The sequence below is a fragment of the Acinetobacter sp. ANC 3781 genome, from assembly GCF_004331285.1.
GTDB lineage: Bacteria > Pseudomonadota > Gammaproteobacteria > Pseudomonadales > Moraxellaceae > Acinetobacter.
Window position 1 is genome coordinate 58,435 of sequence record NZ_SJOH01000008.1, and the last position, 26,361, is coordinate 84,795.

The window sequence follows — 26,361 nt, forward strand, 5'->3', positions numbered from 1 at the left end:
TTTTTGGATGAATACATGACATTTATCTTGGGTTTAACAGGCGGTATTGGCAGCGGGAAATCGGCCGCAAGTACATGGTTTGAAGCCCAAGGAATCACCGTTGTGGATGCCGACATGGTGGCACGTCAGATTGTAGAAAAAGGACAACCCGCGTTACAACAAATTCACGCGGCTTTTGGGGATTGGGTTCTGTTAGACAATGGAGAACTGAATCGCCGGGCTTTACGTGAACATATTTTTAAGGATCCAAATGCACGTAAAGTGTTGGAAAGCATCACCCACCCTGCTATTCGTCAATCAATTATTCAACAACTGCATGCCGCAACCAGTCCCTATGCGATTCTGGTTTCTCCCCTGCTGTTTGAAACCAATCAACATGAATTAACCGATCATACGTTACTTATTGATGCGACTGAAGAATTACAAATTCAACGTGCTAGCCAACGTGATGGGCAATCCACTGAACAGATTCAGAAAATCATTCAGGCACAAATGCCACGTCAGCAGAAACTAAGCCTGGCAGATGATATCGTGCTGAATGACGGACATCTTGATCATTTATATAGCCATTTAAAACCGCTGCATAATACTTATTTGCAACGTAGCAAGCAAAAAAAAGCAGCCGATTAAGACTGCTTTTTTTGTTGATCCAGTTGCTGCTGTAAACTGTCTTTATGCATGATCCAGCGCCACGGCTGCAAAGCACCAATCGCTATGCCAATCAAGCCACACATAATCGCCAGACTTAAGGGTTCACCTAAAAGCGGCACAGCTAGAATTGCTGCCATAAACGGGGCCAAAGTCACGATACTGCCGGTCTTAAATGCACCCAGTCGTTTGATGGCTTCGACATAAGTCAGTGTCGCCACAATCACCACAAAAATGCCGTGAAAAATCACCTGCATCAGTAAATGGAGCGGCTCAGGTTCAGTTAAATTTTTCGGCAAGAACAACAGATAAATCGGCACATAAACGATCGCTGACCAGATGGCAACACCGGCCATAGAATGCCATGCAGAAAGTTTCCATTGCCGTAATAGCACGGTAAAAACACCCCACCAGATTGCACTCAACAAGAACAGCATGTCGCCAAAACCAAAAGCGATACCGGTTTCCTGATACATTAAAAAACTCATGGCAGCAATTGCAGTCAACATAATGCCCAGACTAATCCAGGTATGCTGATCAAAAGGCTGTTTAAACAGCAAAAATGCGGCCACTGCGGTACACAAAGGAATACAGCCATTCAGAAAAATCGCCGCATGGGCTGCAGGGACATAGTGAAATGCGCTGTATGAGGTCAGGCAATATCCTACCCCGCCAATCATCGCCAAAAGAAACGGTTCTTTTTTCCATAAAAAGGCGAGGTCTTTTTTATAGATCAGAATCGGCATTAAAATACAAAATGCCAGAGCAAAACGTAAAGCCGTGATATCCCAAGCGCTGATTCCCCACTGTGCATTTAAGCGGGACGTAATGGTAAATCCCCCCCAGATGCACATGGTAATGGCGACATAGAGATAACCTTGAGACCGGGGAGACATAGCAAACAACTATTAAATTGAGATGATAAAATTACACATTACGCTGGCGGCAAGCTTCATATAAAGCCATACCTGTTGCCACACTCACATTCAAACTTTGCAAGTTTCCTGCCATAGGAATATAAACCGTTTGATCGCACTGTGACTGGGTAATTGGACGCAAGCCGGTATCTTCCGCGCCCATCACCACACAGATACCTGTTCCGGTAAAATCAAACTGCTGCACTGGTAATGCTTTTTCATCTAGCATGGTACCGACAACACGTACATTGAATTCATCTTTGATATTACCCAAGGTACGTGCAAGATTGGTTACTTGAATAAACTTCACTTTCTCTGCACCACCTGCAGCAATTTTACGTGCTGTCGGGGTTAAGCTTGCAGAACGATCACGCGAGACAATCACCGCTTCAACACCCATAGCCGCTGCTGTACGAATACAAGCACCCAGATTATGTGGATCAGTGACTTGGTCTAAAGCCAACAACAGTGCTTGAGGATTTTGTTTCAGCAAATCATCCAAATCCTGTTCATTCAATGTTGGATGTGGACGAACTGCAGCAACCACCCCTTGATGAAAAGGCTGACCCGCCAATTTTTCCAGTTTGTCACGACTGGCCTGTTGTACACTGATTCCAAAAGGATCTGCCAAAGCCAAAACGTTTTTCAAACGCTGATCATCACGACCTTTTAGCGTAAATAAAGTAAGTACACGCTCTGGCTCAAGCTCAAGTAATGACTCCACTGAGTGAACGCCATAAAAATATTCGGTTTTTGCCATGAACGGCCTCTAAAATGTATTTATACAATGTAAAAAGAAAAATCCTGCAAAGCTGACTTTACAGGATTGATGCTTAAATCTAGTTTAACTGATTCAGGCTAAAATTTCTTTGCCTTAGTCCGACTTATGTTTAGCCTTCTAAATGGCAAACATAATCTAAAACTTCATCGGTCTCAATTTTAAAACGGCTATTACCTGGGACATAAAAAGACTGTCCTGCACGGAACAATTCACTCTCGATTTTATCCGCGATTTGTACACGGCACTCCCCTGAAATAATTTCCATACGTTCAGGTACATGAGTTTCGAAAGTCAGTGCTTGTTCAGTCGGTAAAATTACCCCTAGTGTCTTTTTTGTGCCATCTTCGAATTGCACGGTATGACTAATACATGAACCGCCGAAATAAACATTCGATTTTTTGATAACAGAAACATGATCAAACTGATTTGACATGCGTATTCTCCAGATAATGCGCATTTATAATTTTTGATTGATGTAGTTTAAAGGCCTGCATTCAACTAATCAATCGGTGTTTCATACGGCTAAATCAATATTTTACAAATTGTTGCAGTTATTTTCCTACATCAATAAGACTAAGATTTACCACGATTTTGTGAGAGTCTAAATCAACCTTAGCATAAGCACAAATAAGTTTTTGTACTTCATCGACTAAAGGTCTATCTGCTTTTCCATAGAGTAGATGTTGCAGCAAAACAATCACCATCTGTCAGGCAATTTGTTATAGGTCTGAAGCTTAGCGGGATGAGTCAATTTAGTATTTAAACTTCGACCCAAGATACTTATCAAGGAATACTGATCCATGATTTGTATGGATAGATATTTGCCTAGTGTGCGGAGCATTTTTTAACAGTATGAAGGTGAAACTCCTTAAAAAATCTATAAAATCAAATATCTATTTAGATAAAAATTCCCCAGATTATTGGAGCATGACTGATAGAGGTTTATCTGGGTTAGATTCTCTTCTCGCAGGCTTGGCTAGCTGCAAACCTATAGCGTAGTAATATTGAATTCAATGGAAGTAGATATTGTTTTTATAAGGTATCTTCAGTAAAAAGTATTTTCATTATAAATATCAGGTAAAATAATAATGTTTTACGTCATCTTAAAATAAGAGCTGGCTTGTGACCAAAACAAAATTTCACTATCTTAGATTAAAACTTTTCGCAGCTCGGATGCGTTTATGCTGACACACTTAACTCTGATCAATTTCGCTTTAGCCGATCATTTAGCCATTGATATTGAACCAGGTTTCAATGTCCTGACTGGGGAGACAGGTGCGGGTAAATCTTTACTGCTGGATGCCCTCTCTGCCTGTTTGGGTGAGCGCACCGATACCAATTACGTCCGTTTTGGTTCAGACAAAGCCGATGTTACCGCTGTTTTCAGTTATAAAGAACAAAGTCCCGAAGCTGAATGGCTTAAAGCACATGAGTTGGATGATGAATCTGGCGAGATTCATTTAAGACGGGTGATTTTTGCGACAGGTCGCAGCAAAGCATGGATTAATGGTCGCCCAAGCAGCTTGGCTGAACTGAAAGAAATTGGTCGTTTACTGGTGCAACTTTATAGTCAGCACAGTCAGCAACAATTGTTGGAACATCCTTATCCCAAGCATTGGTTAGATCGTTACAACAACTTTTATCAGCCTGCACAAGATGTCCGAGATGCCTATAGCACCTGGCAAAAAGATATTCGTCAGCATCAAGCGGCATTAGATGCACAAGTGACGCGTAAACAACGGATTGAAACTTTAGAATTACAGCTTGAAGAACTCGAAGAAATCACTCACATTGACTATAAAGAGATTGAGCAAGAGTTCGACCGTTTAAGTCATCATGAACATATCATGCTGGATTGTAGCTATAGCTTAAATGCGCTGGATGAAGCTGAACAAAATATCACCCAAGAGGTTTCTTCGATTATTCGTCGTTTGGAATCGCATGCCGGTCGCAGTGAGCTACTCGCAGAAATTTATAATTCATTAGTAAATGCACAAAGTGAACTTGCTGATGCGACGGCGAATTTACATCAATTTATTGACCGCCAAAGTTTTGATCCTGAACGCATGGAAGAGCTCAACTTGCAACTGGAAATCTTCCATCGTTTAGCGCGTAAATATCGTACTCAACCTGAAACGCTAAAAGAAGAATATGAGGCCTGGCAGGCGGAACTTGAACAGCTCCATCAACTGGAAGATCCTGAGACTTTAGCTGAACAAGTAGAATTGTCACATCAAGACTTTTTAGCCAAAGCTCAGCACCTAGATGATATTCGTCGTGAAGCCGCGAGTCCGTTAGCTAAAAAACTCACAGAACAAGTGAAACAACTGGCATTGCCTGAAGCCCATTTTGAATTCAAGTTTGAACCTTTGGAACAAGCATCATCAGAAGGCCTCAGCTTTATTCAATTGCTGTTTACCGCAAATAAAGGCATTCCTGCACAACCCTTGGCACGTGTAGCTTCTGGTGGTGAACTGTCACGTATTGCTCTGGTCATGCAAGTGATGAATGCTGAAAAAACCGAATCTGAAGTGTTGGTGTTCGATGAAATTGATGTCGGAATCAGTGGCGGTACGGCAGAAATGGTTGGACGCTTATTGGCAGATTTAGCCCAACATGTACAGATTTTATGTATTACCCATCAAGCTCAAGTGGCAGCACAATCCGATCAACATCTGTTGGTGAAGAAACGCCAAACGGATCCTGCAAGCAGCACCATTATCGACCTGAGCGAAGAACAACGTATTGATGAGTTGGCGCGTATGACCGGCGGTGTCGAAATTAATGACACAACCCTGCAACATGCCAAGCAATTACGTCAACTTAAGTTTCATCAGGTATAAGTTTGTAGGCTAAATCACAAAAAATGATTGGCGAAATTCAATTAGTTTAGTAAGTTGCTTATAAAAGCATTATTATTAATTTAATCAGATTTTTTGATTTTAAGGGGGGATAGCTTAGATGACTAAACAATATCTGACACATCGCTGTCTGATTGCACCTCCTGATTCAGCCGATGATTTTTTTGCCAATACGGTTATTTATTTGGCACGACATGATGAAGATGGTGCTCAAGGCATTATCATTAACCGCCCTTCCGGTCTTTCAATCAAAGAGTTATTGAATGACTTGGAAATTGAAGCGGATAATGTCAATCCCCATGATGTATTACAGGGTGGGCCGTTACGTCCGGAAGCAGGCTTTGTGCTGCATACTGGTCAGCCGACCTGGCATTCATCCATTGCGGTGGGTGAAAATGTCTGCATCACCACATCTAAAGATATTTTAGATGCCATTGCACATAACGAAGGTGTTGGACGTTATCAAATTGCCTTGGGTTATGCGAGTTGGGGCAAAAACCAGCTTGAAAAAGAACTGGCACGTGGCGACTGGCTCATCTGTGATTCAGATATGGATTTAATTTTTAACTTGCCTTACGACGATCGTTGGGATGCTGCCTATAAAAAAATGGGCGTAGACCGCAATTGGCTTTCCTCAGAGATTGGACATGCCTGATTTATCACCACCCCAGCTGATTATGGCATTCGATTTTGGTACACAGAAAATGGGCATGGCGGTCGGTCAATCCTTGATTGAAAGTGCCAATCCGCTTGGCCTGTTTCCAATGAAAGATGGGATTCCCAACTGGGATGAATTACTGAAAATTGTGAAACAGTATCAACCGACTTTATTTTTAGTGGGATTGCCGTTGAATATGGATGATAGCGAATCTGAACTTTCGGCACGCTCACGCAAGTTTGCACGCCGTTTACGCCATCAAACCAATATTGAAACCTTGATGGTAGATGAGCGTTTAACCACTCGTGAAGCGCGAGATGAACTGGGTCATTATCAAGCTCAAGGTCGCGCTAAAAAACTGTCTGCGGATAGTGTGGCTGCTGCACTTTTTATTGAAAGCTGGTATCGCAACCCTGAAGGGCTTACACCTTAATTTTCTAAATATCATTAATGTAAAAAAGCCATTCAAAACTGAATAGCTTTTTATTAAAATGAACAAACAAATACGATTACCTGGCTAATGCTGATCAATTAAGCGGTTGCACCATTCCCCTTATCTTATGAGTCACTCACCGCAGTCTTATTTTTAAATCCAATATGTACTGCTCGTTGGGTGCTTAAGATACAGTATCCCTGATGAAAAAAATTGGCAATACTGTATTTTTAACTTTAGTTTTATCTTGAACAGAAACAAAGTAATGCTTTGTTCCCGTTCAAGTTGTGAATAAGGTATTTTCTTATCAAACAACATGAGGAATTTAAAATATTCCTCGGTTGGTTAACTGATTGGCATTCATTATTTGACTGGTTTTTCGATATGAATGGTTGCGGTGCGTCCTGCAATAAAAGCCAATTCATTTTTCGGCATTTCATCCAGAATAATTTTTACCGGCACGCGCTGTGCCAAACGAACCCAGCTAAAGGTTGGATTCACATTGGCTAAAAGTCCGGAGGTCGAAGTACGTTCGCGGTCTTCAATACCCGATGCAATCCCTTGAACGTGACCTGTTAACTTTTCAGAATCACCCATCATTTGAATGGTTGCGGGTGCTCCGACATAAATTTTATTCAGTTTGGTTTCTTCAAAATAACCCACAATATATAAATGCTGGCGGTTTAACAGTGCTGCAACCGCTTGCCCCACTTTGACATAACTGCCTTGCTGCAGTTCAAAATTGGACAAGGTGCCATCGGCAGGTGCAACCACTTCAGAGCGATGCAAATTCAGTTCTCTCAGATGCAGATTACTGGTTGCCACTTCAATGAGCGCTTTTTGCTGCACGATGTTGGCTTTAGCCTGTGCAATGGCTGCAACCATTTGTTCATGTTCTGCATGGGACTGATCACGCATTGCAAACATCTGCTCTTGTTCTTGTTTTGAAATTGCACCATCCATCAAGTTGGAATAGCGATTGGCATTTTTATCTGCCCAGTTAATATTTGCTTGCGACTTCACCACATTGGCTTGAGCTTGGGCCAGCTCGGCCTGAGCTGCAGTTAAACCCGCGCTGGCCTTGGCCAAATCAGATTTGGCTTGTTCGACATCAATGGCCTGGCGGGCGACATCAATTTTAAACAACACCTGTCCTTTTTTAACGCTCTGGTTATCTTGTACCAAGACCTCAGTTACCAGCCCCGAAACATCAGAAGACACCTGAATCACATCACCACGTACACGCCCATCACGCGTCCACGGTTCGGAATTATAATAATTCCAGATATGGATGATGGCAAAAATCGCGATCAGCCCTACCACCAGCAAAATAATCGGACGAATTATTTTGCGTAGATCAAAAGATGTCATTTCAGGTTTACCTCATTCATTTCAATTTGGACAGCACGGATGTCCATTAGATGGCACACAGGATAAAGAGCCAGTGCACCAGAAAAAGCAGCACAATATACAGGCACAAATTGAATATACCGGGCCCTGCAATCCAGCCCTGATCAATCAGTCGATCTGTTGCCCTCCTGACGATTTTAAGCAGCACATACGCAAGAATGCTCTGAATTAGAAGGATCGGGACGTAGACCCCATAAAGATTAAGTTCACCCATGCTTAGCTCACTGCCAAAGTTTTCTGTTTAGCTCCATTGACCGTATTTTGATGACACAGACTGCTGCAGATATTATTGAGTGAAATTTTCAGACGCTGTGCAATATCGGAATTCTCGACCTCATCGGTTGCAGATTGAACCACGGCAAGGCTATGCAATAAATTCTGTAAAATGTCGGTATGGGGTCGCTGCATTTCTTTGGCACGAAAATAGTCATCTAGCGACTGTTGCAAATTTTCAATCGAAGAAACAATAGATGCTTGCTCGGGCAGTTTTTCGATCAGCTCCTGCAGTCGCGTCAGGTCAATTACTGCACTGGTTTCAATCAGTGCCAGATGAATTTCTTTGTTTAACCTTTGCGACTGAACAGCAGCTTTACCATTCAGCACTCCAATCCGATCCAGCATGCTACGCAAATGCTGTTTAAACTCGGTCCCATAAGGCAGATACAAGGCCTTTCTGACCGCTTTATAATGCATAGCCAAAATGCGTTGTACGGTTATATCCGGAGACATCGCTCGAACAATGTGAATTACGTAAACCGAAATTATCAGACCAATCAGTGAGCCAATCGAGGCATCAAAAAACGCAATCTGATCTAGCGAATAATTATTATGTAAATTTAACCCCATTATCGTTCCCATCAGTAGGGGTAGCCCCAATCCGGTTAAAGGGGGATGAGGAAATAACATTAGACAGCATATAATGAAGGGCGCCAGAACCAAGACCAGTTCCCAAAAGGTAGTGACATGCGGGAAAACCCCATAAGCATAAATAAAAACCATTACAGCCGCATAAATATTGGCACGGATAAAGATTTTTAACGCCGGTACCGGATTATCCATGGCAGTTAAAATACAGGCACTGATTGCCGCCATTTCCGCCAACATGAAACCTGCTTTCCAGCCACTTAGAATCCAGAATGCTGTGGAAATCATAATAATAATAAATGCCGAAATGCCCCCACGCACCGCTACCCCATGATCCCGATGCAAACTCGGATAGGTGGTAGTTAAAGGACTCATACTTTCAGGCAAGGAATCATCGCCTTGTTGAATGCGCTGCCAAATCAGTTTTACTGCACGGACATTCTGAATAAAATGCCGGATATCCATTTTCAAGCCGTTTAAAATAATCACTTGTTCAGGTCGTGCCGATGCCACTAAAGCATCAAAATCAGATTCAAACTGGTTAGGTAAAAGATTCAGTTCCTGTGGTTTGATCTCATGGCCATCTTTTAAAAATTCAGCAATATGAGTATGTATAGCTTTCAGACTGGTACGATAGGTCAAATCAATTTGGTCGAGCTGTTTCATGCGTTCAGACATCGCCACCAGATTTGCCACCAATACAGTTAATTGATGCAGCATTTCCTGTAACGGTTTGGTCATGCCCTGAAGGCTGGATTTCTCATACGATAAATGTACCGCCATCGTATGGATATCGGAGGTATCCCGGGTAATATTGCCGAGTAATTGGTTGTAATGATGCAGTTGCTTTTGATCCAGCAAGATCTGGTCAAATAATGCGTTGGTATCCTGAATGGTTTTTGAAACACGGGTTTCCACAGCCGGCCCGATGTGCAGCGGAAAAATGGTGGTGCTGACAATAGCACTGCAGACCACTCCCACTGTAATTTCCAAAAAACGGCCAATTGCCATATCAAAGATAGACACCGTATCGGCATAATAAATAATGTTGTAGCAAATAATGACTGCGGTATAACCCGCCAGCATAGAAACATAACTGCGCGGGGTTCGATCCAGCAGCGAAATATACAGGCAAAATCCCACCCAGGCCGCCAAGAAACAGGTAAATAACCATGGGGTATTCATCAAAAGCGGAGTGACTACAACCGAGGCAATGGCACCCAGCAAGGTTCCCAAAATCCGATAAATACTTTTTGAAGAGGTCATGCCCGAGTACGGATTGGCGATCACGAACACTGTACCAATGGCCCAAATCGGATAAGCCAGATTCAAAGAAAATGCGACATAAAGGGCCAGCATGCCTGCCACAAAAGTTTTAGTCGCAAAAATCCAATCCATTTTATTTGGACGAAATGCGAGTAATGGTTTGATGAGCAGCATGGATGGATCTCTAATTCAGGTTTAACGCTTTACTCCACTGGTTTTTGAACGACGACTTAAGTGCACGAGATATATTGAAGATACATCGGGTAAAAAATAGACATGAGTAAACATGCCATCAGAAATGATCGTCATTCAAAATGAATAGAGAAGTTTTCACATTACGTTTTTTATGCAACATAAAACAGAAGAAATATTTAACCGAATATGGTTAAATATTCATCATTAGATATTTATATCATACATCTTTTCAAAAAAACCAATATAAGTCAATTATAATATCTTATTATGATAATATGCATTAAATTAATAAATATATTTAAACAGTAATCATTAAATTTCTCATACAAAATATAAAATTTTTTTAAATACTGACAAATACAATATTGTCAGAACAAAAGCTCTGCTCTTGCTATTTTTTGTTATAAAGTACTACGTGTTATTTTTTCTTTTTATATGCTTTGACCAAGCAGGTATTTATGGCAATTTCTAGTTTTGGTAAGATTCTCACCGTTTTGGATCTGTTTTCGGTGTCTCGCCCTATCATTAATGTCGATATCATTAGTGAAGAATTAGGACTGTCTAAACCCACCAGTTACCGATATTTGAAAGAGCTCGTATCCTCAGAATTATTACAACGCTTAAGTGGTACTTCAGGTGACTACACGCTAGGTACTAAAATTGCAGTACTGGACTATATTTCCCGCACTACAGATCCTTTGGTGCAAATTAGCATTCCGTTTATGCAGCAAATTGTGGAACGTACTGAATTCGGCTGTCTGCTCACGCATTTGAATTACGATTCATGTATCGACATTCATCATGAACTGTATAAAGACCTGACTACACTGACTTATGGCCGTGGTTGCCCTCGCCCTATTTATAAAGGTTCGTCTGCCAAAGCCATTCTGGCGCATTTGTCCAAAAAGCACATTTTGGATTATTACCAGCGCTTTAAAACTGAATTTTCTGAAGTCAGATTTGCCCATAGCGAAGAAGAATTCCTGTTACAGATGAAACAGATTAAAAAGCAGGGCTATTATTTCTCAAATGGAGAAGTTGATCCAAATTTGGCCAGCCTTTCTATTCCAGTGAAATTTTCCAGCAAAGAACCTCCTTTAGCTTTGACCTTATTAGGCTCTAAAAATCGCTTTGAGTTTATTAATTTCCAGAAACTGATCGAAATTTTGCAGGAAAATGCTGCATTGATTGAGAAAAAATTTGCTGAATTATCTGGAGATGATGAGCTTTAAAATTATGTTAAAATTCAAACAAATATCAATTTACGCAAAATAAAGCATATTTTATAATTGAATTATTTAATTTATTCTCATAATATGATTATTGTTCTTCATGTAGCCAATTGTATTCCATGACAATTTGAGCAACATCCTCAGAGAAAAGCTTGTGCCTATGCATGAGCTTTTTTTTGCCTTATTGTTAGCCGGTCAAATGCATTCCTTTGCCTTTAGAAAAAATAACGGAAGGTCAGATTAATCCGTGGTTCAACTATTTTTGTCGATTTCATTAAAGCATGTTTCCAGTACTGCTGGGTTTGGCCTCGCATCACGATCAGTTGTCCGCTATGTAAAAGTATATCGACTTTTGCAGCTTTATTTTTATGCTTAAAACTGAATTTTCGTGTGGCACCCAAACTTAAAGAAGCAATTACAGTTTCTTGTTCGTTATCGGAGATTAAAGTCGCTTCATCATCACTATGCCAGCCTAGGCCCTGCGTACCCTCCTCATACAGATTAGCCAAACAGGAATTAAACGGATGTCCAACCAATTTCTCAATATGCTGCTTTAAACGAAATAACGCAGGATTCCACAGATGTGCCTGCTTAAAGGTGCCTGAATAGTGATATTGATAGTTTTCATCGCCATACCAAGCCACTTGGCGTTTGGTGATATGATGTTGGCCAAATAAAAATACCCGGTCATGTTGCCAGGCTAAATTGCTTAAAAAATACTGCAAATATTTTTCACTCTGCTCAGGGGTTAAAATCAGGCCATAATCTTCTACAATCCCGTCACAAGGCAAGAGATTGTCTTGAGCTTCAGGTGCAAACAATTCAAAGTTCATGGTCAAAATACACAGTCATAAATAAATGTAAAATTCACTTTTATTTTAGCGGATTATTCCTGCTCACAATTCAAAACATTGTATGCGCTTGTGACATCAGAAAATCAGGCTTAGACTGAAATCAAGCTGAACAATAAAAAACTGCATATGAATTTATGGCACTTATTTCAAAAACTTCAACCTTTTGTCCGCCCCTATCGCTTATTGGTCATTGCAACCCTCATTTTAACCCTGATTGGATCCTTCACCGCACAGGTCAATGCACTGACTTTAAGATACGCCGTTGATAGTATTAATCGCCTGATTGAAGCAGGTTCAGGACTTTCAGAAGGCTGGCATATTCTTATCACCATCTCTGCTATTTTACTGGGTAAAGAAGTCATCAATGCCTTCGTGCAATTTGGACAAAAATTTTATGGCGAAAAACTGCGAATTTTTGTTTCGCAGGATTTAGCCCAAGGTATCATTGAAAAATTTCTGACCTATCGGCTGGCTTTTTTTAATGAAGACAATAACCAGGCCGGTAAATTACAAACTCGTATCGACCGTGGTATTGGTTCGCTAACGCGCTTGGTGCAAATCTTCTTTATTGATATTTTACCGTTATTTACCAGTGCGATTGTGGCATTGGGGCTGATGTTCTATGCCAACTTCTATGTTGGATTGGTGGCTTTAAGTATTGTGCCGATTTATTTTTGGCTGACCTATAAACAGGCACAAAAACTGGGGGGATGGCGACGTAATCTACGCGATGGACGTGAAAAAAAGAGCCAAGGCATCTTAAGCATTATCAACTCGATTACGGTGATCAAATCTTTTAATCGCGAATCGATTGAATCTGACAAACAGCTCAAACTCCAAAAAGAACTGACCAACAATCAGATGCAGACCCGTCAAACCAGTTTTTTATTTGACGGTTTAAAAACCTTTATCGAACAGATTGGGATTGTGCTGATCATCATTTTAACCGCTTATTTTGTGCTGGATGGGCAAATGAGTATTGGTATGATTATGTACCATGTGCTGCTGTTCAATAATGTCTCCGCCCCGATTCGTTCCTTGCACCGTATTTATGATGAAGTGAATGACGCGATGATTTACTCAGAAAGCTTCTTTAAAATTTTAGAAGCGGATCATGAAATTGAACCAAGTGGTGCACAAAAACCTGTGATTACAGGGAAGTTTGAACTTAAAAATGTTGAATTTTATTATCCGAATGGCCTTCATGCATTAAAGAACATCAACCTGGTGATTCAACCGAATAAAATCACCGCTTTGGTCGGTTTATCCGGTGCGGGGAAATCGACCTTAATCAGCTTATTGGATAAGTTTTATCAGCCCGCGTCTGGGGAGATTCAACTCGATGGCATAAATCTGGAAGACATCGACACTCACTATTTACGTGATCATATTGGTTTGGTACTGCAAAAAAATCATATTTTTCAAGGGACTATTTTTGAGAATATTCGCTATGGTCAAACCGATGCCAGTATAGAAGATGTGATGACTGCAGCCAAAAAAGCCTCGATTCATGAGCAAATTTTACAGCTTCCGCATGCTTATGACGCCGATGCCCTGATGCTTTCAGGCGGACAACAACAACGGATTGCACTTGCCCGAATGTTCTTAAAGAACCCACCGATTATTTTTCTGGATGAGCCGACTGCCAGTTTAGACGCGATTGCCTCGGAGCAAATTAAAAAAAGTCTGGATCAAATTAAACAAGGACGAACCGTGATTATGATTTCGCATAGTTTGTCGCAAATAATTGATGCCGATTACACTTATGTGATGAAAGAAGGTTGCATTGTCGAACACGGCGAACATGATGCGCTCTATCATCAAGAAGGTGTATATAAAGAAATTTTTGATGCTATGGCCAAAAGTTTAAACATTGAAAAAATTGCTAAAACTTTCGAGGAGGATTCTGAGGAAGAAACCCATAGTTAGACACAACATCTGTTTGAATATCTGTTCTTTAATTTTTTTAATCAACATCATACTGATAAAAAAAGCCTCAATCTAAGTTGAGGCTTTTTGAGAATTGATTTAGAAATTAACGTTCTTGAACTTTTTCTTCAATTTCCGCAACACTGGTATGGCGTACGTCTAAACCTTTGACTATATAAATGACTTGTTCAGAAATATTGCGCGCATGATCACCAATTCGTTCTAAAGAGCGCAGTACCCACAACACATTAATCACCCGTGAAATATGACGCGGATCTTCAATCATATAGGTCATTAAGGTACGTGTTGCAGATTGATATTCACGGTCAATATCGGCATCGGCAAGTAATACACGCAAAGCTTGATCGATATCTAAACGCGCAAAAGCATCTAGGGCATCATGGATCATCACCCGCACCTGGTTACCAATATGACGGGTTTCCATGTAGCCGCGAGGTGAATTACCTTCTTCACACAAATTCTGCGCGATACGGGCAATTTTCGCCGCTTCATCACCAATACGCTCTAAATCGGTATTGGCTTTAGACATGGCTATTACCATACGCAGGTCAATTGCCGCAGGATGACGACGCGCCAAAATCAGGGTTAAGGCTTCATCAATTTCTGTTTCTAAACGATTGACGATATTGTCCTGAAATTGCACATCAATCGCCAAACTGGCATCGGTGTCTAATAAAGCACGGATACCGTTGGCAACTTGCTGTTCAACCAAGCCACCCATGGTCATAAATTTGGTATTTACATCCTGCAACTCTTCATTAAATTGCGAAGAAATATGGTGGTTCAACACCGGATTATTTGGCAAGGGGGCGTACTCCACAACAGCAATTTTAGGATTAAAAATTTTGGTCAATATTAAATCATATCTAATATGAAGCTTTGATGACAAACCTCTAAATGTTTAGCTGGCTGGCTGGACTGCTTTATCGATCAGCCAAGCATTCATTGCTTCAACATCCTGTTCTGTTAATTTGCCAACAGCAGCTTTCAAACGTAGCACATTAATCAAATAATCATATTGTGCATTTAAGTAATCCTGTTTGGCAGAAAACGCATTTCGTTGCGCCAAAAGCACATCCACCATAGTTTTCAAACCTTCCTGATACTGGGCTTTAGAGGCTTCAGAAACAATAGTGGCCGAATCCATGGCAGCTTTACGCGCTTGTAGTTTGGCCTGATCGGTTTCCACCTGCATATAGGATTTTTTTACATCGGTACTGGCTTTACGAATGGCAGCATCAAGCTGGGCTTCACTTTTTCTCACATTCACTGCAGCTTTTTGAATGGATTTTTGCGTGCGTCCGCCGTTATATACATTCCAGTTCATTTCCACACCTAGCTGATCAAACTGACCGTCACTGGATATGACATTTTGTGGGGACTGTTTGGCATATCCATAAGTGCCTACCGCTTCAATTTGCGGATATAAAGCGGCTTTTTCTATCCGTTTCTGATCCTCTGCATAACGCTGTTGAATCCGGGCTTGTTTAATAGAAAGGTTTTGACTCAGTGCCAAAGCTGTCCATGCTTCCAAGTCTGCCGGATAAGGTTTTTGAAACTGAAAGTCATCTCTGAGTACTGCCAAATTTTCACGATAAGGTCCAATGATTTGTGCCAGTTGCTCTTGTGCCAAAATCAATTGCACGTGAGTAGAAATACGATTCGCTCTTGCACTTTGATATTGCGCATTGGCTTCACTGACATCACTTTTTGCAACCAGACCTTCGCGCAATTTCGCATTCATGAGATTGAGCTGTTCCAACAAGGCCTTTTCTTCTTGTAAATTTGCAGTGGTTAAACTCTGTTGACGCAGCACATTAAAATAAGATTCAGAGACATTTAAAATATGTTCCTGGCGTTGTAATTGTAAATTGACTTCACTCAGACTAACCGAGGTTTTAACTTGCTTTAAACCTTCCCACGCATCCCAACGAAAGATCGGTTGCCGTGCAGTCATGGCAATTTGTTTAGTCGTTGAAGAAGATGTACTAAATGCGTCCTGAGGAAAACCAGGAATACTGGTCTGATTGGTATCTTGGCTTTTTCGTGTGACATTTCCAGAAACACTAATCGTTGGAAGCAAATTTCCTTTCGCAATTCCCAGATTTAATTGGTCCGCCTCATACTGTAAAAGATTGGCTTGCCAATTTGGATCAGTACTTTTTGCACGTTGATAAGCTTCCACCAGATCCAAAGCATAACTGCACGGACTTACAAGCAAAACACATGCACTGATGACTATATTTATATTCATTTTTTATGCTAAATCCCTGCCCCGTACCAGACCATCTGTAAACACGCATAGTTCAAAGAAAACTATGCAATATTAGAATGATATTTCTACTTTTCCGTATGATTTTTATTAATTTTTACAATCAGCCCATGTTATATCCATTTATCTGTAAAATGTTGGTCATTGATCACAGCAGGTAACTAAACTCCTGCACAATACTACACAGACAAAATTCTTTTCAGCTATAGAATACCTGTAATCCGTTAAAATCCTTGCCGCATTTATCCAGATATATAATGACTGTGTCTTTCAAAAAAAATTTCTCTGTAAAGAAATGCCTGCCTTTTGTCATTTTGATGCTTTTGCTCGGATGTCAAAAGCCTGAGCCACAGCCTATTCCAGAACAGGTACAAAAACAATCTGAGCAAGATGAAACGGTAGATTTATCTTCGCTATGTAAAAATATTGAAAATAATATGTCCACAATTAATGCAGAACGAACTACTTTTGCCTTAGAACAGATCAATCAAGATTTAAAATTATGCTTACCGCTGTCTACATTTGCCGAACAAAAGCATTTGCTAGTATTGTCCAATCAAATGTATAAAAACTTCTTAACAGTAGATAGAACACCGTCACAGCAAGTGGCTTTTGAAACCTATGCTTTTGATTTAGCCCAGCATCCTACAATTCAACAAAGCCATTTTGAACAACTGAATTTACGTGATCAATATTTATTGAAACACAAGGGGCAAGCCTACATCGAGCTGTTCGATGCAGGTAAAGGTTTAGTCAATTATCGTCGTAGTCCTGAATACTTAGCCAAAATATTTGCCCCGTATATGCCTCAAGCAGAACAAGTTTTTATCGAAAATTTGGCAACACAAAATATGATGCCAGTGTTTGTTGAAAATACCTTAATGATTGAGCCGCATGAGATTGCAAATCGTGCCTTATTTTGGGAAGAATATTTAAATCAATATCCTAAAAGTAGCTATCGCAAAGATGCAGAATACTTACTGCACATGTATACCCAGTTTTTATTTAAAGGTATGAACGACTCGCCTGTCTCTGAGACTTATACCGATCAATATTCAATTCAAAGTAGTTCGCTAGATGAAATTGAAAAATTAGCTCGGGTCAAAAATTCGTATTTAGCGCTTCAGGCTACAAAATTTCTGCAATTTCTACAATTATCTGAACAGCAGCGTTTAAAAGAAATTCCACTTCAATTAAGTTCAAAACAACAACAGTCGATGTCTGAAAATCAGCTTACGCTCAAACAATTAGACCAGTATTTAGGTTTACAAAATTTAAGCCTGTCTAAAACACGACACTGTTTTAGTGATTCAGTATGTCTTTAATTTTTGCTTTAAATTAAAAATTTATAGAACGACATAAAAGCGATATTTAATGTGAATGTTTTTTAGTGCTTGGGCATGCTAATATTTGTCCATCGCTTGACGGAGCGCGAGTAATTACTCGCTGAGATTGTGTCAGTCTTTTCTATAAAGAACTTAAGCACAAGTACCGTTGAACCTGATCAGGTTAGAACCTGCGTAGGAATCAAGCATCTAAAAACTGAAGCCTTCAATTTATCTGTTTGTTAATTTTCTAATGAATTAAACCAGATAAATCTGCCACGTTTTTGGTCGTGCTTGATTCGTTGATGTCATTCATAAGGATCATTGCAATGAACCAGTTAACGAATCTATCTGCAACAGATATTTCTGCTCAACATGAGCAAGATGCCAAAGATCTCACCCGAATTTTACCCGCTTCAAAAAAAGTCTATCTCCAAGGCTCTCGTGCGGATATTCAAGTCCCGATGCGTGCCATTGAACTGACCGACACCCCGACTGGCTTAGGCGGCGAACAGAATCCAGATATTCTGGTTTATGACACTTCAGGGGTGTATACCGATCCTGAAATTGCAATTGACCTGAATAAAGGTTTACCCAATGTGCGTGAAACCTGGATTGAAGAACGTCAAGACACTGAACGTTTAGAGATGCTAACCTCTGCCTTTGGACAAGAACGTCTAAAAGATATTCGCACGGCACAGATCCGCTTTGCCCATATTCAAAAGCCGCGTCGTGCAAAATCGGGGAAAAATGTCACCCAAATGCATTATGCACGTCAAGGTATTATTACTCCTGAAATGGAATATATTGCCATCCGTGAAAATCAACGCCAGCTTGAGGGTGTAGATGCGCGTCAACATGTTGGTCAAAACTTCGGGGCGAAAAACCTAACCGAAATTACGCCTGAATTTGTCCGTCAGGAAGTCGCGGAAGGTCGTGCAATTATTCCTGCCAATATTAACCATCCTGAAATTGAACCGATGATTATCGGACGTAATTTTCTGGTGAAAATCAATGCCAACATCGGCAACTCGGCACTGGGTTCAAGCATCGATGAAGAAGTGGCGAAAATGACCTGGGCGACCCGCTGGGGCGCAGACACCATTATGGATTTGTCGACAGGCAAAAATATCCATGAAACCCGTGAATGGATTATCCGTAACTCGCCTGTTCCGATTGGTACGGTTCCGATCTATCAAGCACTGGAAAAAGTCGATGGTGTGGCCGAAGATTTAACCTGGGAAATCTTTAAAGACACGTTGATTGAACAGGCGGAACAAGGTGTAGATTACTTTACCATTCATGCCGGGGTACTGCTTCGTTATGTTCCGCTCACGGCAAACCGCTTAACTGGAATTGTCTCGCGTGGTGGATCCATCATGGCGCAGTGGTGCCTTGCCCATCATCAAGAAAACTTCCTGTATACCCATTTCGATGAAATCTGCGAAATCATGAAAGCCTATGACGTATCGTTCAGTTTAGGCGATGGCTTACGTCCGGGCTGTATTCAGGATGCCAATGACGAAGCCCAGTTTAGTGAACTGCGTACCTTGGGCGAACTGACCCATCGCGCATGGCAACATGATGTGCAAGTCATGATTGAAGGCCCGGGACATGTGCCAATGCATATGATTAAGGAAAATATGGATCTGCAACTTGAAGTCTGCCAAGAAGCGCCTTTCTATACCCTTGGGCCTTTAACTACGGATATTGCTCCGGGTTATGACCATATTACTTCAGCGATTGGTGCCGCGATGATTGGCTGGTATGGCACAGCGATGCTGTGTTATGTCACACCAAAAGAACATTTAGGTTTACCAAATAAGAAAGATGTCAAAGATGGCATCATCACTTATAAAATTGCCGCGCATGCTGCCGACTTAGCCAAAGGTCATCCGGGTTCACAGGTGCGTGACAATGCCTTGTCCAAAGCACGTTTTGAATTCCGCTGGGAAGACCAGTTTAACTTAAGTCTTGACCCCGATACCGCACGCAGCATGCATGATGAAACCATGCCCAAGGAAGCCCATAAATCAGCGCACTTTTGTTCGATGTGCGGACCAAAGTTCTGCTCCATGAAAATCACCCAAAATGTGAGAGATTATGCGAAAAATCAAAGTAATGCAGAACATAGGCAAGAACAAAATGCGGAGATAGCAGCAGGATTTGAAACCATGAAAACCACTTATCAGAAACATGGTCAGAAATTGTACCACAAGCTGTAATTTGGTAAAAAAAGTCTTTTATTTTCATGAAATTCTCAGTTAGGATGAGTGCTTGCTTTTCATCCTGACTGAGCTATATGAATATTATTAGGCAAGCAACATATAACAGCGACGAAGTCAAAATTCAGTCACGTGAATATCTTTTCCGCGGCTTCATTCAGGTTGAAAAAGTCAGTCTCCGACATCGTTTATTTAATCAGACTGAATACACGCCCATCATTCAACGTGAACTCATTCACCGACCTGAAGCTGCTGGTGTGCTGATCTATGATGATACCCAGCAAAAATTTGCCTTAATTGAACAATTTCGTGTCGGCGCAATGGATGATTCTGATTCACCTTGGCAACTGGAAGTGATTGCCGGGGTATTGGATGGTGATGAATCGCCTGAAAGCTGTATCCGCCGTGAGAGTCTAGAAGAATCAGGCTGTGAAATTGATCAATTACAGCATCTATTCAGCTTTTATCCATCTGCCGGTGCCTGCTCAGAACTGTTCCATTTATACAGTGCACAAGCCGCTCTTCCTCAAGAAGGCGGAGTATTTGGGATGCCAGATGAAGGCGAAAATATTCAATTGCATTTGATTGACTACAGTGAAATTGCCAATCTCCTCACCAATGGTCGTTTAAGAAATGCACCGGTGATTATGGCATTGCAATGGTTGCAACAGCATATTCAAGCTACCAGGAATGTCTAAGGAGTCAGACATGACTGTATCCAATAGCCATGAACCCCAGCAAGACTGGACCATTATTCAAATTTCAGATACACATTTGATGAATCAGGAAGATTTAGAATTTGTGCATATGAATCCTGAACATAGTTTTCATGCCGTCATGAAACAAATTCAGCAGCAATATCCAAATGCAGATGCCATTATTCATACCGGTGATTTGGCCCAAGTGCCGGTGAAAGAAACCTATACTCGTTATTTGGAATTTATGCAGAGTTTAGGAATCCCGTTTTATCAAATCCCTGGGAATCATGACAATATTGACCTGTTCCCTTTCTACCATAATCAAAATCGGGTTCATGCGATTCATTTTGGCAGGTGGAGCATCGTGTTATTAAATAGCGCTGTGCGTGACAAAACTGATGGCTGGATTGAGGAAGCGCAACTGCACCAACTTGATCAAATTTTATCTCAATTCCAACAGCAATTTGTGCTTGTTGCATGTCATCATCATCCTTTCGATATGAAATCAAAATGGATTGATCAACATAAATTGAAAAATACTGAAAATTTAATCGATATTTTAGCCAGACATAGTAATGTGAAAGCGGTCGTGAGTGGTCATGTTCATCAAGACTCCTTGAATGAATGGAAAAATATTCAGTTTTTTTCGACACCTTCAACCTGTGTCCAGTTCAGACCTTTAAGTGAGGATTTTGCTCTAGATGAGGAGGCACCGGGGTTTCGTGTATTACATTTGAAAGCAAATGGCGAGTTACACACTGAGATTCATCGTACCGAAAAGGTGCAGCAAAAAATTAATGTTGAAATTTCAGGTTATTAACTTTTCATTTTGCTTTTTTTCTATTATTTTATGGCTTCAAAAGAAAGCGTGATAGATGGAATCCAGGCATCAAAGACTATCAAAAAGCATAAAAAGTCTATATGATGACGGCCCTCGAAGGAGAATCTCCTGAGAGTTGGATAAAAACACTTGCATATCACCATATTTTTTGCGTATAGATAATACGTATATGATGAGGAATGTCCTAAATGGCGAATGACAACCAAAATCAAGTCTTGGACGAACAAACTGATGTTGTAGACGAAAAATCTACAAAACGTGTGCGAAAAACCAAGCCAAAAGCGTCAGAAAGTGGTTCTACTGCTAGCTTATTTGGTATTGCACCTTATCAGCCGAAAAAAAATGAAGAATACATGTCCGAAGGACAGCTTGAACATTTCCGCCAAATTCTTTTGGCATGGAAAGAAGAGCTAATGTCTGAAGTAGATCGTACTTTAAACACGATGCAGGATGAAAATACTGCATTGCCTGACGTCAATGACCGTGCGACACAAGAAGAAGAGTTTGCAATTGAACTCCGTACACGTGACCGTGAGCGTAAATTAATTCGTAAAATTGAGCAATCAATTGAAGCGATTAAAAACGACGACTATGGTTTCTGTGAAACGTGTGGTATTGAAATTGGTCTGCGTCGTCTTGAAGCACGTCCAACTGCAACCCTTTGTATTGACTGCAAAACTCTAGCAGAAATCAAAGAGAAGCAAAATAACGGTTAATTGTGACTGTTGAGAATCCCTCAGCCGAGCACAACTCGGCTCTTGCGCAGCGGCGAAACGATGTTTCGCTGTCTCGCTACTCAGGTCGGTTTGCGCCATCGCCAACCGGCCCTTTGCATTTTGGCTCACTCATCACCGCTGTGGCCAGTTATTGCGATGCACGTGCGCATAAAGGCAAATGGCTGGTTCGGATTGAAGATACCGATATTCCGCGTATTTATCCTGGTAGTGAAGCGCATATCCTGCGTTCAATTGAAGCCTTTCAATTAGAAGCTGATGCAGAAATCATTTTCCAAAAAGACCGCCTAGACATCTACGATGCTGTGATTGATCAACTGCATCAAAAGCATCTGGTCTATGCCTGCCAATGTACCCGCAAAATGTTGGGTTCCAATCATATCTATGCCGGAACTTGCCGTGATTTAAAGCTACCTTTTGAGCAGCAAGCGATTCGTGTCAAAGTATCCGATCAAGAAATTTGCTTCAGTGATCGCCTGCAAGGTACACACTGTTCTAATCTGCAACACGAGCTCGGTGATTTTGTGCTCAAGCGTCGTGATGGCATTATTAACTATCAACTGGCTGTGGTGGTGGATGATTATCTGCAAGGCATGACTCATGTCGTGCGTGGTGCAGACCTGCTGGATAACACTGAACGGCAAATCTGGCTTGGTTCAGTATTGGATTATCCCAAACTTGAATATATGCACCTGCCCTTGGCGATGAACGATCAGGGACAAAAGCTCTCTAAACAGAACATGGCGCAAGCGCTCGATCTCAACCGTGCACCTGAATTACTCCAACAAGCGATTCGCGCCTTGCATCAAGCTGAAGTTGATTTGGACACCCCAGAACGTATGCTCAAGCAAGCCATTGCCCAGTGGGATATACAACAGATTCCCCACACAATGCAACTGCAAGGCACTTATTTATAACATCAAAAATGCGCTAAGCTAAAAGACAAAACTTAAAAAGAGTTCAGGCTATGTTTTTTATTTTTGGAATGGGTCCGAAAACTAAAGTCGTCGAGAAAAGTCAGTTTGTTTGTCCGGTCTGCAGAAGCAGAAGTGCCTATGAACTAAAACAACAGCGTAATTATTTTTCTTTATTTTTTATCCCACTGATTCCCCTTTCAAAGGCGAAAGGAGAATTCGTGAAATGTCTGAATTGTGGCACCGAGATGCCGAGTACAGTATTAACCCATACCCAGCAGAATTGATCATCAGATTCAAGCTAGAAGCTGGATTCTTCTTTACTCGGGTTGGCTTTTTGAGTAGTGGCATCAATTTTCAGCACTAAACTGATCATCACGGCACACATAATTAATGATGAACCGCCATAACTGATAAACGGCAGGGTCAAACCTTTGGTTGGCAGCATCCCCATATTCATGCCTGCATTGACCAGAATTTGCAGCAAGAAAATAATGCTAATACCGTAGGCCAAATAGCCTGCACGCAAATACTGATGCTGCAAAGCACGATGACCGATTTTGATACAACAGACCAGCATCGTAAAGGATAAGATCAATACGGTACTGATGCCAAGGAAACCGAACTCTTCACCTAAAATCGCCAGCATAAAGTCGGTATGCGCTTCTGGAAGATAGGACATTTTCTGAATACTGTGTCCCAGTCCAACCCCAGCCCATTCACCCCGGCCAAAGGCCATCAGGGCATTGGAAAGCTGATAACCAGTACCTAAGGGATCAGCCCAAGGATCGGTAAAAGACAAGGCCCGTTGTAAACGGTAGGGCTCAAAGATAATCGCAGCTCCTAAACCCAGGATAATTGCCAGCATAAAACCGATGAACTGAATCGGTGGTGCACCTGCTAAAAAGAACACCCCTAAAATCATCAAGACAATCACTGCAGTTGCGCCCAAGTCCGGTTCCGCCAGGATTAAACCGACGGTAATTACCATGACTCCACCTAAGCGGAACAGACCGGACAGATTATTACGAACTTCTTCTGCCCTGCGTACTACATAGTCTGCAGTAAAGATAGCCATCATGACCTTGGCGACTTCGGATGCCTGCAAGGTAAAGCCAGCAATACGAATCCATCGGGTTGAACCATTGACCTCGGTGCCGACAACCAACACCACAGCGAGCAATAGAATGGTCATAATCCATAATGGAAAGGTATTATTGAACCAGATATTGAGCGAGACTTTATAAGTCAGAAATGCTGCAATGCCTGCCACTAAAATTGAAATTCCGTGTCGGATCACAAAATGAAACGGATTTTCATGTAAACGGTCGGCATAGGGCATCGATGCTGATGCCACCATGATTGAGCCGATACAAAGTAAAGCAATCACACAAAAAATCAGTACATTACGTGACGTAACTTCAGCGGGGATTTTGGCTCCCCACTCATTATAGACCTGATTAATTTTACCTATGGTCGTCTGAGCTAACCCAGCCATACAACGTTCCTTATCATTCTTTTAAGCAAGTGTGTTCACACATTCAACAAACTGGTGTCCACGTTCACTATAACCTTTAAACATATCAAAACTTGCACATGCAGGTGACAATAGCACCACATCATTGGCTTGTGTATTTTGTTGGCATAATTCCACCGCTTCTTTTAACGACTCTGCATGAAGCAATGTCGTTGTTCCTGCAATCGCTTTTTCAATCACTACACGATCTTCACCAATCAGTACCGCAACTTTTGCATATTTAGTTAAGGCATCGCGTAAGGCTGTAAAATCCTGCCCTTTACCTTGACCGCCTAAAATAATCGCTACTTTGCCTTGGTTAGGTTCAATGGCAGCGCCCAGACCGTCAATTGCAGCTAAGGTCGCGCCAATATTGGTGCCTTTGGAGTCATTGTAATAACGTACCCCATTCAGCTCTTTGACAAATTCACAGCGGTGCTCCAGGCCTTTAAAGGTTTTTAAGGTGTTCAGCATCGACTCAAGCGGCAAACCCATCGCCTCGCCCAACGCCAAGCATGCCAGAGCATTGGCTACATTGTGAGTACCCTGAATGTACATATCGGAACTTTTTAGTAAACGCTCGCGACCACGTGCTAACCAGATTGTGCCGTCATCTTCTTTTAAGATGCCATATTGATTCATGTCTGGAGCATTTAAACCAAAGCTTTGCATCGGGGTTACATCTGGAACCAATGGACGCGTCAGTGAGTCATCGCGGTTATAGACTACTTTTTTCACTCCTTGAAAGATGCGATGTTTTGCGGTGTGATAGCCCATCATGTCACCATGACGGTCTAAGTGATCTTCACTCAAATTAAGGACGACTGCGACTTCTGCATCTAGATTAGATGTGGTTTCCAACTGAAAACTGGAAAGTTCCAAGATATACAGTTCAGGATTATCTTTGGTTAAATCCAGTGCCGGACGTCCCAGGTTGCCACCGACTGCCACTTTGATTCCCGCATCTTTCGCCATTAAACCTATCAGGGTAGTAACGGTACTTTTTGCGTTTGAACCGGTGATTGCCATAATTGGCTTATCTGTGGCACGGCGTAAAATCTGGATTTCACTCACCACAGGAATACCCTTGCTAACCGCTGCCTGAATTTCAGGGATTTTTGGATCAAGCCCCGGACTAATCACAATTTCTTCGGCTTGCAATAACAGCTCCTGATCGAGCTGACCAAAACTGGTTTGAACCTCGCCTGGAATTTGATCGTGTCCCGGAGGCGTCTTTCGAGAATCTGTTACTGCAACGCGGTAGCCATTTTCATGTAAGAAATTTACTGCTGCAACACCTGAAATTCCGAGCCCTGCAACGACTTTTAATCCACCACGTTGAATTAACATTTTTACCCCATATCTTGGTATGTTTTAAAACTGACAAAATGTTAGCACTTTGCTCTTTTGAATGCTTTTTCTGTTTTGACTTTATGCGTCTTTTTTTGTGTCCGCGCGTAAAAAAACCGTCATAAAAGACGGTTTTTTTGAATTGGGCGAAAATTAAAAAATTACTTCCATTTTACCGCTTGAACTTCCGGTCTTTTCTGAGTGTCTTCCGTTGCAGAACATCCACAGCCTCCGCTACAACCTAAAAGCATGGCAGGTTTTAACCACTTGGCCAGAGTGGACCACCCTTGCTTATCACAAAAACTGGACAACTTCATGAAGACTGAGTTTGCCGTCTGAGGAAACACTTTCTTGAAGACCACAATTGCACTCCAAATCACCAATGCCGCAACAATCACAACTTCAATCATCTCAATC

Annotated in this window: 25 protein-coding genes and 1 riboswitch; of the genes, 13 read left to right on the top strand and 12 right to left on the bottom strand. The window is 41.4% G+C overall.

The window, feature by feature from the left end; translation table 11 throughout:
- Positions 1–15: 15 nt before the first annotated feature.
- The gene (gene coaE / locus E0H89_RS07600) at positions 16–630 is read left to right on the top strand and encodes a dephospho-CoA kinase (RefSeq protein ID WP_131216045.1); all 615 of its coding nucleotides are present in this window, start codon (positions 16–18) and stop codon (positions 628–630) included.
- On the opposite strand, the gene E0H89_RS07605 is transcribed toward coaE, so the two are convergent.
- The 3 genes from E0H89_RS07605 to ppnP all read right to left on the bottom strand — a co-directional run bounded on the left by E0H89_RS07605 (position 627) and on the right by ppnP (position 2,779).
- Positions 627–1,544, bottom strand: a complete 918-nt coding sequence (locus E0H89_RS07605; RefSeq protein WP_131216046.1) for a DMT family transporter — start codon at positions 1,542–1,544, stop codon at positions 627–629. The genes coaE and E0H89_RS07605 overlap by 4 nt on opposite strands.
- 31 nt (positions 1,545–1,575) lie before the next feature.
- Entirely contained in the window at positions 1,576–2,325 is a 750-nt protein-coding gene (gene rlmB / locus E0H89_RS07610; RefSeq protein ID WP_131216047.1) for a 23S rRNA (guanosine(2251)-2'-O)-methyltransferase RlmB, read from the bottom strand.
- A 130-nt stretch (positions 2,326–2,455) separates the two neighbouring features.
- Positions 2,456–2,779 (bottom strand): pyrimidine/purine nucleoside phosphorylase, encoded by a 324-nt coding sequence (gene ppnP, locus E0H89_RS07615; protein ID WP_067866108.1) that lies wholly within the window; start codon positions 2,777–2,779, stop codon positions 2,456–2,458.
- Between the two features lie 748 nt (positions 2,780–3,527).
- Between ppnP and recN the strand changes: the two genes are divergently transcribed.
- The 3 genes from recN to ruvX all read left to right on the top strand — a co-directional run bounded on the left by recN (position 3,528) and on the right by ruvX (position 6,298).
- Positions 3,528–5,189 carry a DNA repair protein RecN gene (recN, locus tag E0H89_RS07620; RefSeq protein WP_131216048.1) on the top strand — a complete coding sequence of 554 codons (1,662 nt, stop codon included), beginning with the start codon at positions 3,528–3,530 and terminating at the stop codon, positions 5,187–5,189.
- Between the two features lie 118 nt (positions 5,190–5,307).
- A complete protein-coding gene (locus tag E0H89_RS07625) occupies positions 5,308–5,862 on the top strand; it encodes a YqgE/AlgH family protein (RefSeq protein ID WP_131216049.1) in 555 nt (184 codons plus the stop codon).
- Positions 5,855–6,298, top strand: a complete 444-nt coding sequence (gene ruvX, locus E0H89_RS07630) for a Holliday junction resolvase RuvX (protein ID WP_131216050.1) — start codon at positions 5,855–5,857, stop codon at positions 6,296–6,298. The genes E0H89_RS07625 and ruvX overlap by 8 nt, the downstream gene beginning before the upstream one ends.
- Positions 6,299–6,661: 363 nt before the next feature.
- On the opposite strand, the gene E0H89_RS07635 is transcribed toward ruvX, so the two are convergent.
- Genes E0H89_RS07635 through E0H89_RS07645 form a run of 3 tightly spaced genes read right to left on the bottom strand, consistent with a single transcriptional unit; the run spans position 6,662 to position 10,012 of the window.
- A complete protein-coding gene (locus E0H89_RS07635) occupies positions 6,662–7,669 on the bottom strand; it encodes an HlyD family secretion protein (protein WP_131216051.1) in 1,008 nt (335 codons plus the stop codon).
- A 46-nt stretch (positions 7,670–7,715) separates the two neighbouring features.
- Positions 7,716–7,922 (bottom strand): DUF1656 domain-containing protein, encoded by a 207-nt coding sequence (locus E0H89_RS07640; protein ID WP_131216052.1) that lies wholly within the window; start codon positions 7,920–7,922, stop codon positions 7,716–7,718.
- A 2-nt stretch (positions 7,923–7,924) separates the two neighbouring features.
- Positions 7,925–10,012 carry an FUSC family protein gene (locus tag E0H89_RS07645; protein WP_131216053.1) on the bottom strand — a complete coding sequence of 696 codons (2,088 nt, stop codon included), beginning with the start codon at positions 10,010–10,012 and terminating at the stop codon, positions 7,925–7,927.
- Between the two features lie 479 nt (positions 10,013–10,491).
- Between E0H89_RS07645 and E0H89_RS07650 the strand changes: the two genes are divergently transcribed.
- On the top strand, positions 10,492–11,265 hold the full coding sequence (locus E0H89_RS07650) for an IclR family transcriptional regulator (protein WP_131216054.1): 774 nt from the start codon (positions 10,492–10,494) through the stop codon (positions 11,263–11,265).
- A gap of 215 nt (positions 11,266–11,480) precedes the next feature.
- Here E0H89_RS07650 and E0H89_RS07655 read toward each other — a convergent pair whose 3' ends face one another.
- Positions 11,481–12,098: an alpha-ketoglutarate-dependent dioxygenase AlkB family protein gene (locus tag E0H89_RS07655; protein ID WP_131216055.1), complete on the bottom strand. Its 618-nt coding sequence runs from the start codon at positions 12,096–12,098 to the stop codon at positions 11,481–11,483.
- Positions 12,099–12,245: 147 nt separating this feature from the next.
- On the opposite strand from E0H89_RS07655, the gene E0H89_RS07660 reads away from it, so the two are divergent.
- The gene (locus tag E0H89_RS07660) at positions 12,246–14,048 is read left to right on the top strand and encodes an ABC transporter ATP-binding protein (protein WP_131216056.1); all 1,803 of its coding nucleotides are present in this window, start codon (positions 12,246–12,248) and stop codon (positions 14,046–14,048) included.
- A 106-nt stretch (positions 14,049–14,154) separates the two neighbouring features.
- On the opposite strand, the gene phoU is transcribed toward E0H89_RS07660, so the two are convergent.
- A complete protein-coding gene (phoU, locus tag E0H89_RS07665) occupies positions 14,155–14,874 on the bottom strand; it encodes a phosphate signaling complex protein PhoU (protein ID WP_131216112.1) in 720 nt (239 codons plus the stop codon).
- 96 nt (positions 14,875–14,970) lie between these two features.
- Complete coding sequence (gene abuO, locus E0H89_RS07670) at positions 14,971–16,323, bottom strand: multidrug efflux outer membrane protein AbuO (RefSeq protein ID WP_131216057.1); 1,353 nt, start codon at positions 16,321–16,323, stop codon at positions 14,971–14,973.
- Between the two features lie 335 nt (positions 16,324–16,658).
- Between abuO and E0H89_RS07675 the strand changes: the two genes are divergently transcribed.
- From E0H89_RS07675 to E0H89_RS07705, 7 genes are all read left to right on the top strand, one after another.
- Positions 16,659–17,666 carry a hypothetical protein gene (locus E0H89_RS07675; RefSeq protein WP_131216058.1) on the top strand — a complete coding sequence of 336 codons (1,008 nt, stop codon included), beginning with the start codon at positions 16,659–16,661 and terminating at the stop codon, positions 17,664–17,666.
- Positions 17,667–17,756: 90 nt separating this feature from the next.
- Positions 17,757–17,885, top strand: a riboswitch (TPP riboswitch).
- A 110-nt stretch (positions 17,886–17,995) separates the two neighbouring features.
- Complete coding sequence (gene thiC, locus E0H89_RS07680; RefSeq protein WP_131216059.1) at positions 17,996–19,891, top strand: phosphomethylpyrimidine synthase ThiC; 1,896 nt, start codon at positions 17,996–17,998, stop codon at positions 19,889–19,891.
- 77 nt (positions 19,892–19,968) lie between these two features.
- Positions 19,969–20,589 carry an NUDIX domain-containing protein gene (locus E0H89_RS07685; protein WP_131216060.1) on the top strand — a complete coding sequence of 207 codons (621 nt, stop codon included), beginning with the start codon at positions 19,969–19,971 and terminating at the stop codon, positions 20,587–20,589.
- Positions 20,590–20,599: 10 nt separating this feature from the next.
- Positions 20,600–21,409, top strand: a complete 810-nt coding sequence (gene cpdA, locus E0H89_RS07690; RefSeq protein WP_131216061.1) for a 3',5'-cyclic-AMP phosphodiesterase — start codon at positions 20,600–20,602, stop codon at positions 21,407–21,409.
- Between the two features lie 209 nt (positions 21,410–21,618).
- Positions 21,619–22,146: an RNA polymerase-binding protein DksA gene (gene dksA, locus E0H89_RS07695; RefSeq protein WP_067722416.1), complete on the top strand. Its 528-nt coding sequence runs from the start codon at positions 21,619–21,621 to the stop codon at positions 22,144–22,146.
- Positions 22,147–22,148: 2 nt separating this feature from the next.
- The gene (gluQRS, locus tag E0H89_RS07700; protein ID WP_131216062.1) at positions 22,149–23,081 is read left to right on the top strand and encodes a tRNA glutamyl-Q(34) synthetase GluQRS; all 933 of its coding nucleotides are present in this window, start codon (positions 22,149–22,151) and stop codon (positions 23,079–23,081) included.
- Positions 23,082–23,131: 50 nt separating this feature from the next.
- Positions 23,132–23,365: a zinc-ribbon domain-containing protein gene (locus E0H89_RS07705; protein WP_131216063.1), complete on the top strand. Its 234-nt coding sequence runs from the start codon at positions 23,132–23,134 to the stop codon at positions 23,363–23,365.
- A 14-nt stretch (positions 23,366–23,379) separates the two neighbouring features.
- Here E0H89_RS07705 and ftsW read toward each other — a convergent pair whose 3' ends face one another.
- The 3 genes from ftsW to E0H89_RS07720 form a co-directional block, all read right to left on the bottom strand.
- Positions 23,380–24,576 carry a putative lipid II flippase FtsW gene (ftsW, locus tag E0H89_RS07710; RefSeq protein ID WP_131216064.1) on the bottom strand — a complete coding sequence of 399 codons (1,197 nt, stop codon included), beginning with the start codon at positions 24,574–24,576 and terminating at the stop codon, positions 23,380–23,382.
- Positions 24,577–24,597: 21 nt separating this feature from the next.
- Positions 24,598–25,944: a UDP-N-acetylmuramoyl-L-alanine--D-glutamate ligase gene (gene murD / locus E0H89_RS07715; protein WP_131216065.1), complete on the bottom strand. Its 1,347-nt coding sequence runs from the start codon at positions 25,942–25,944 to the stop codon at positions 24,598–24,600.
- A 161-nt stretch (positions 25,945–26,105) separates the two neighbouring features.
- Positions 26,106–26,354, bottom strand: coding sequence for a DUF6587 family protein (locus E0H89_RS07720; protein WP_131216066.1), 249 nt, complete (start codon positions 26,352–26,354; stop codon positions 26,106–26,108).
- Positions 26,355–26,361 lie beyond the last annotated feature (7 nt).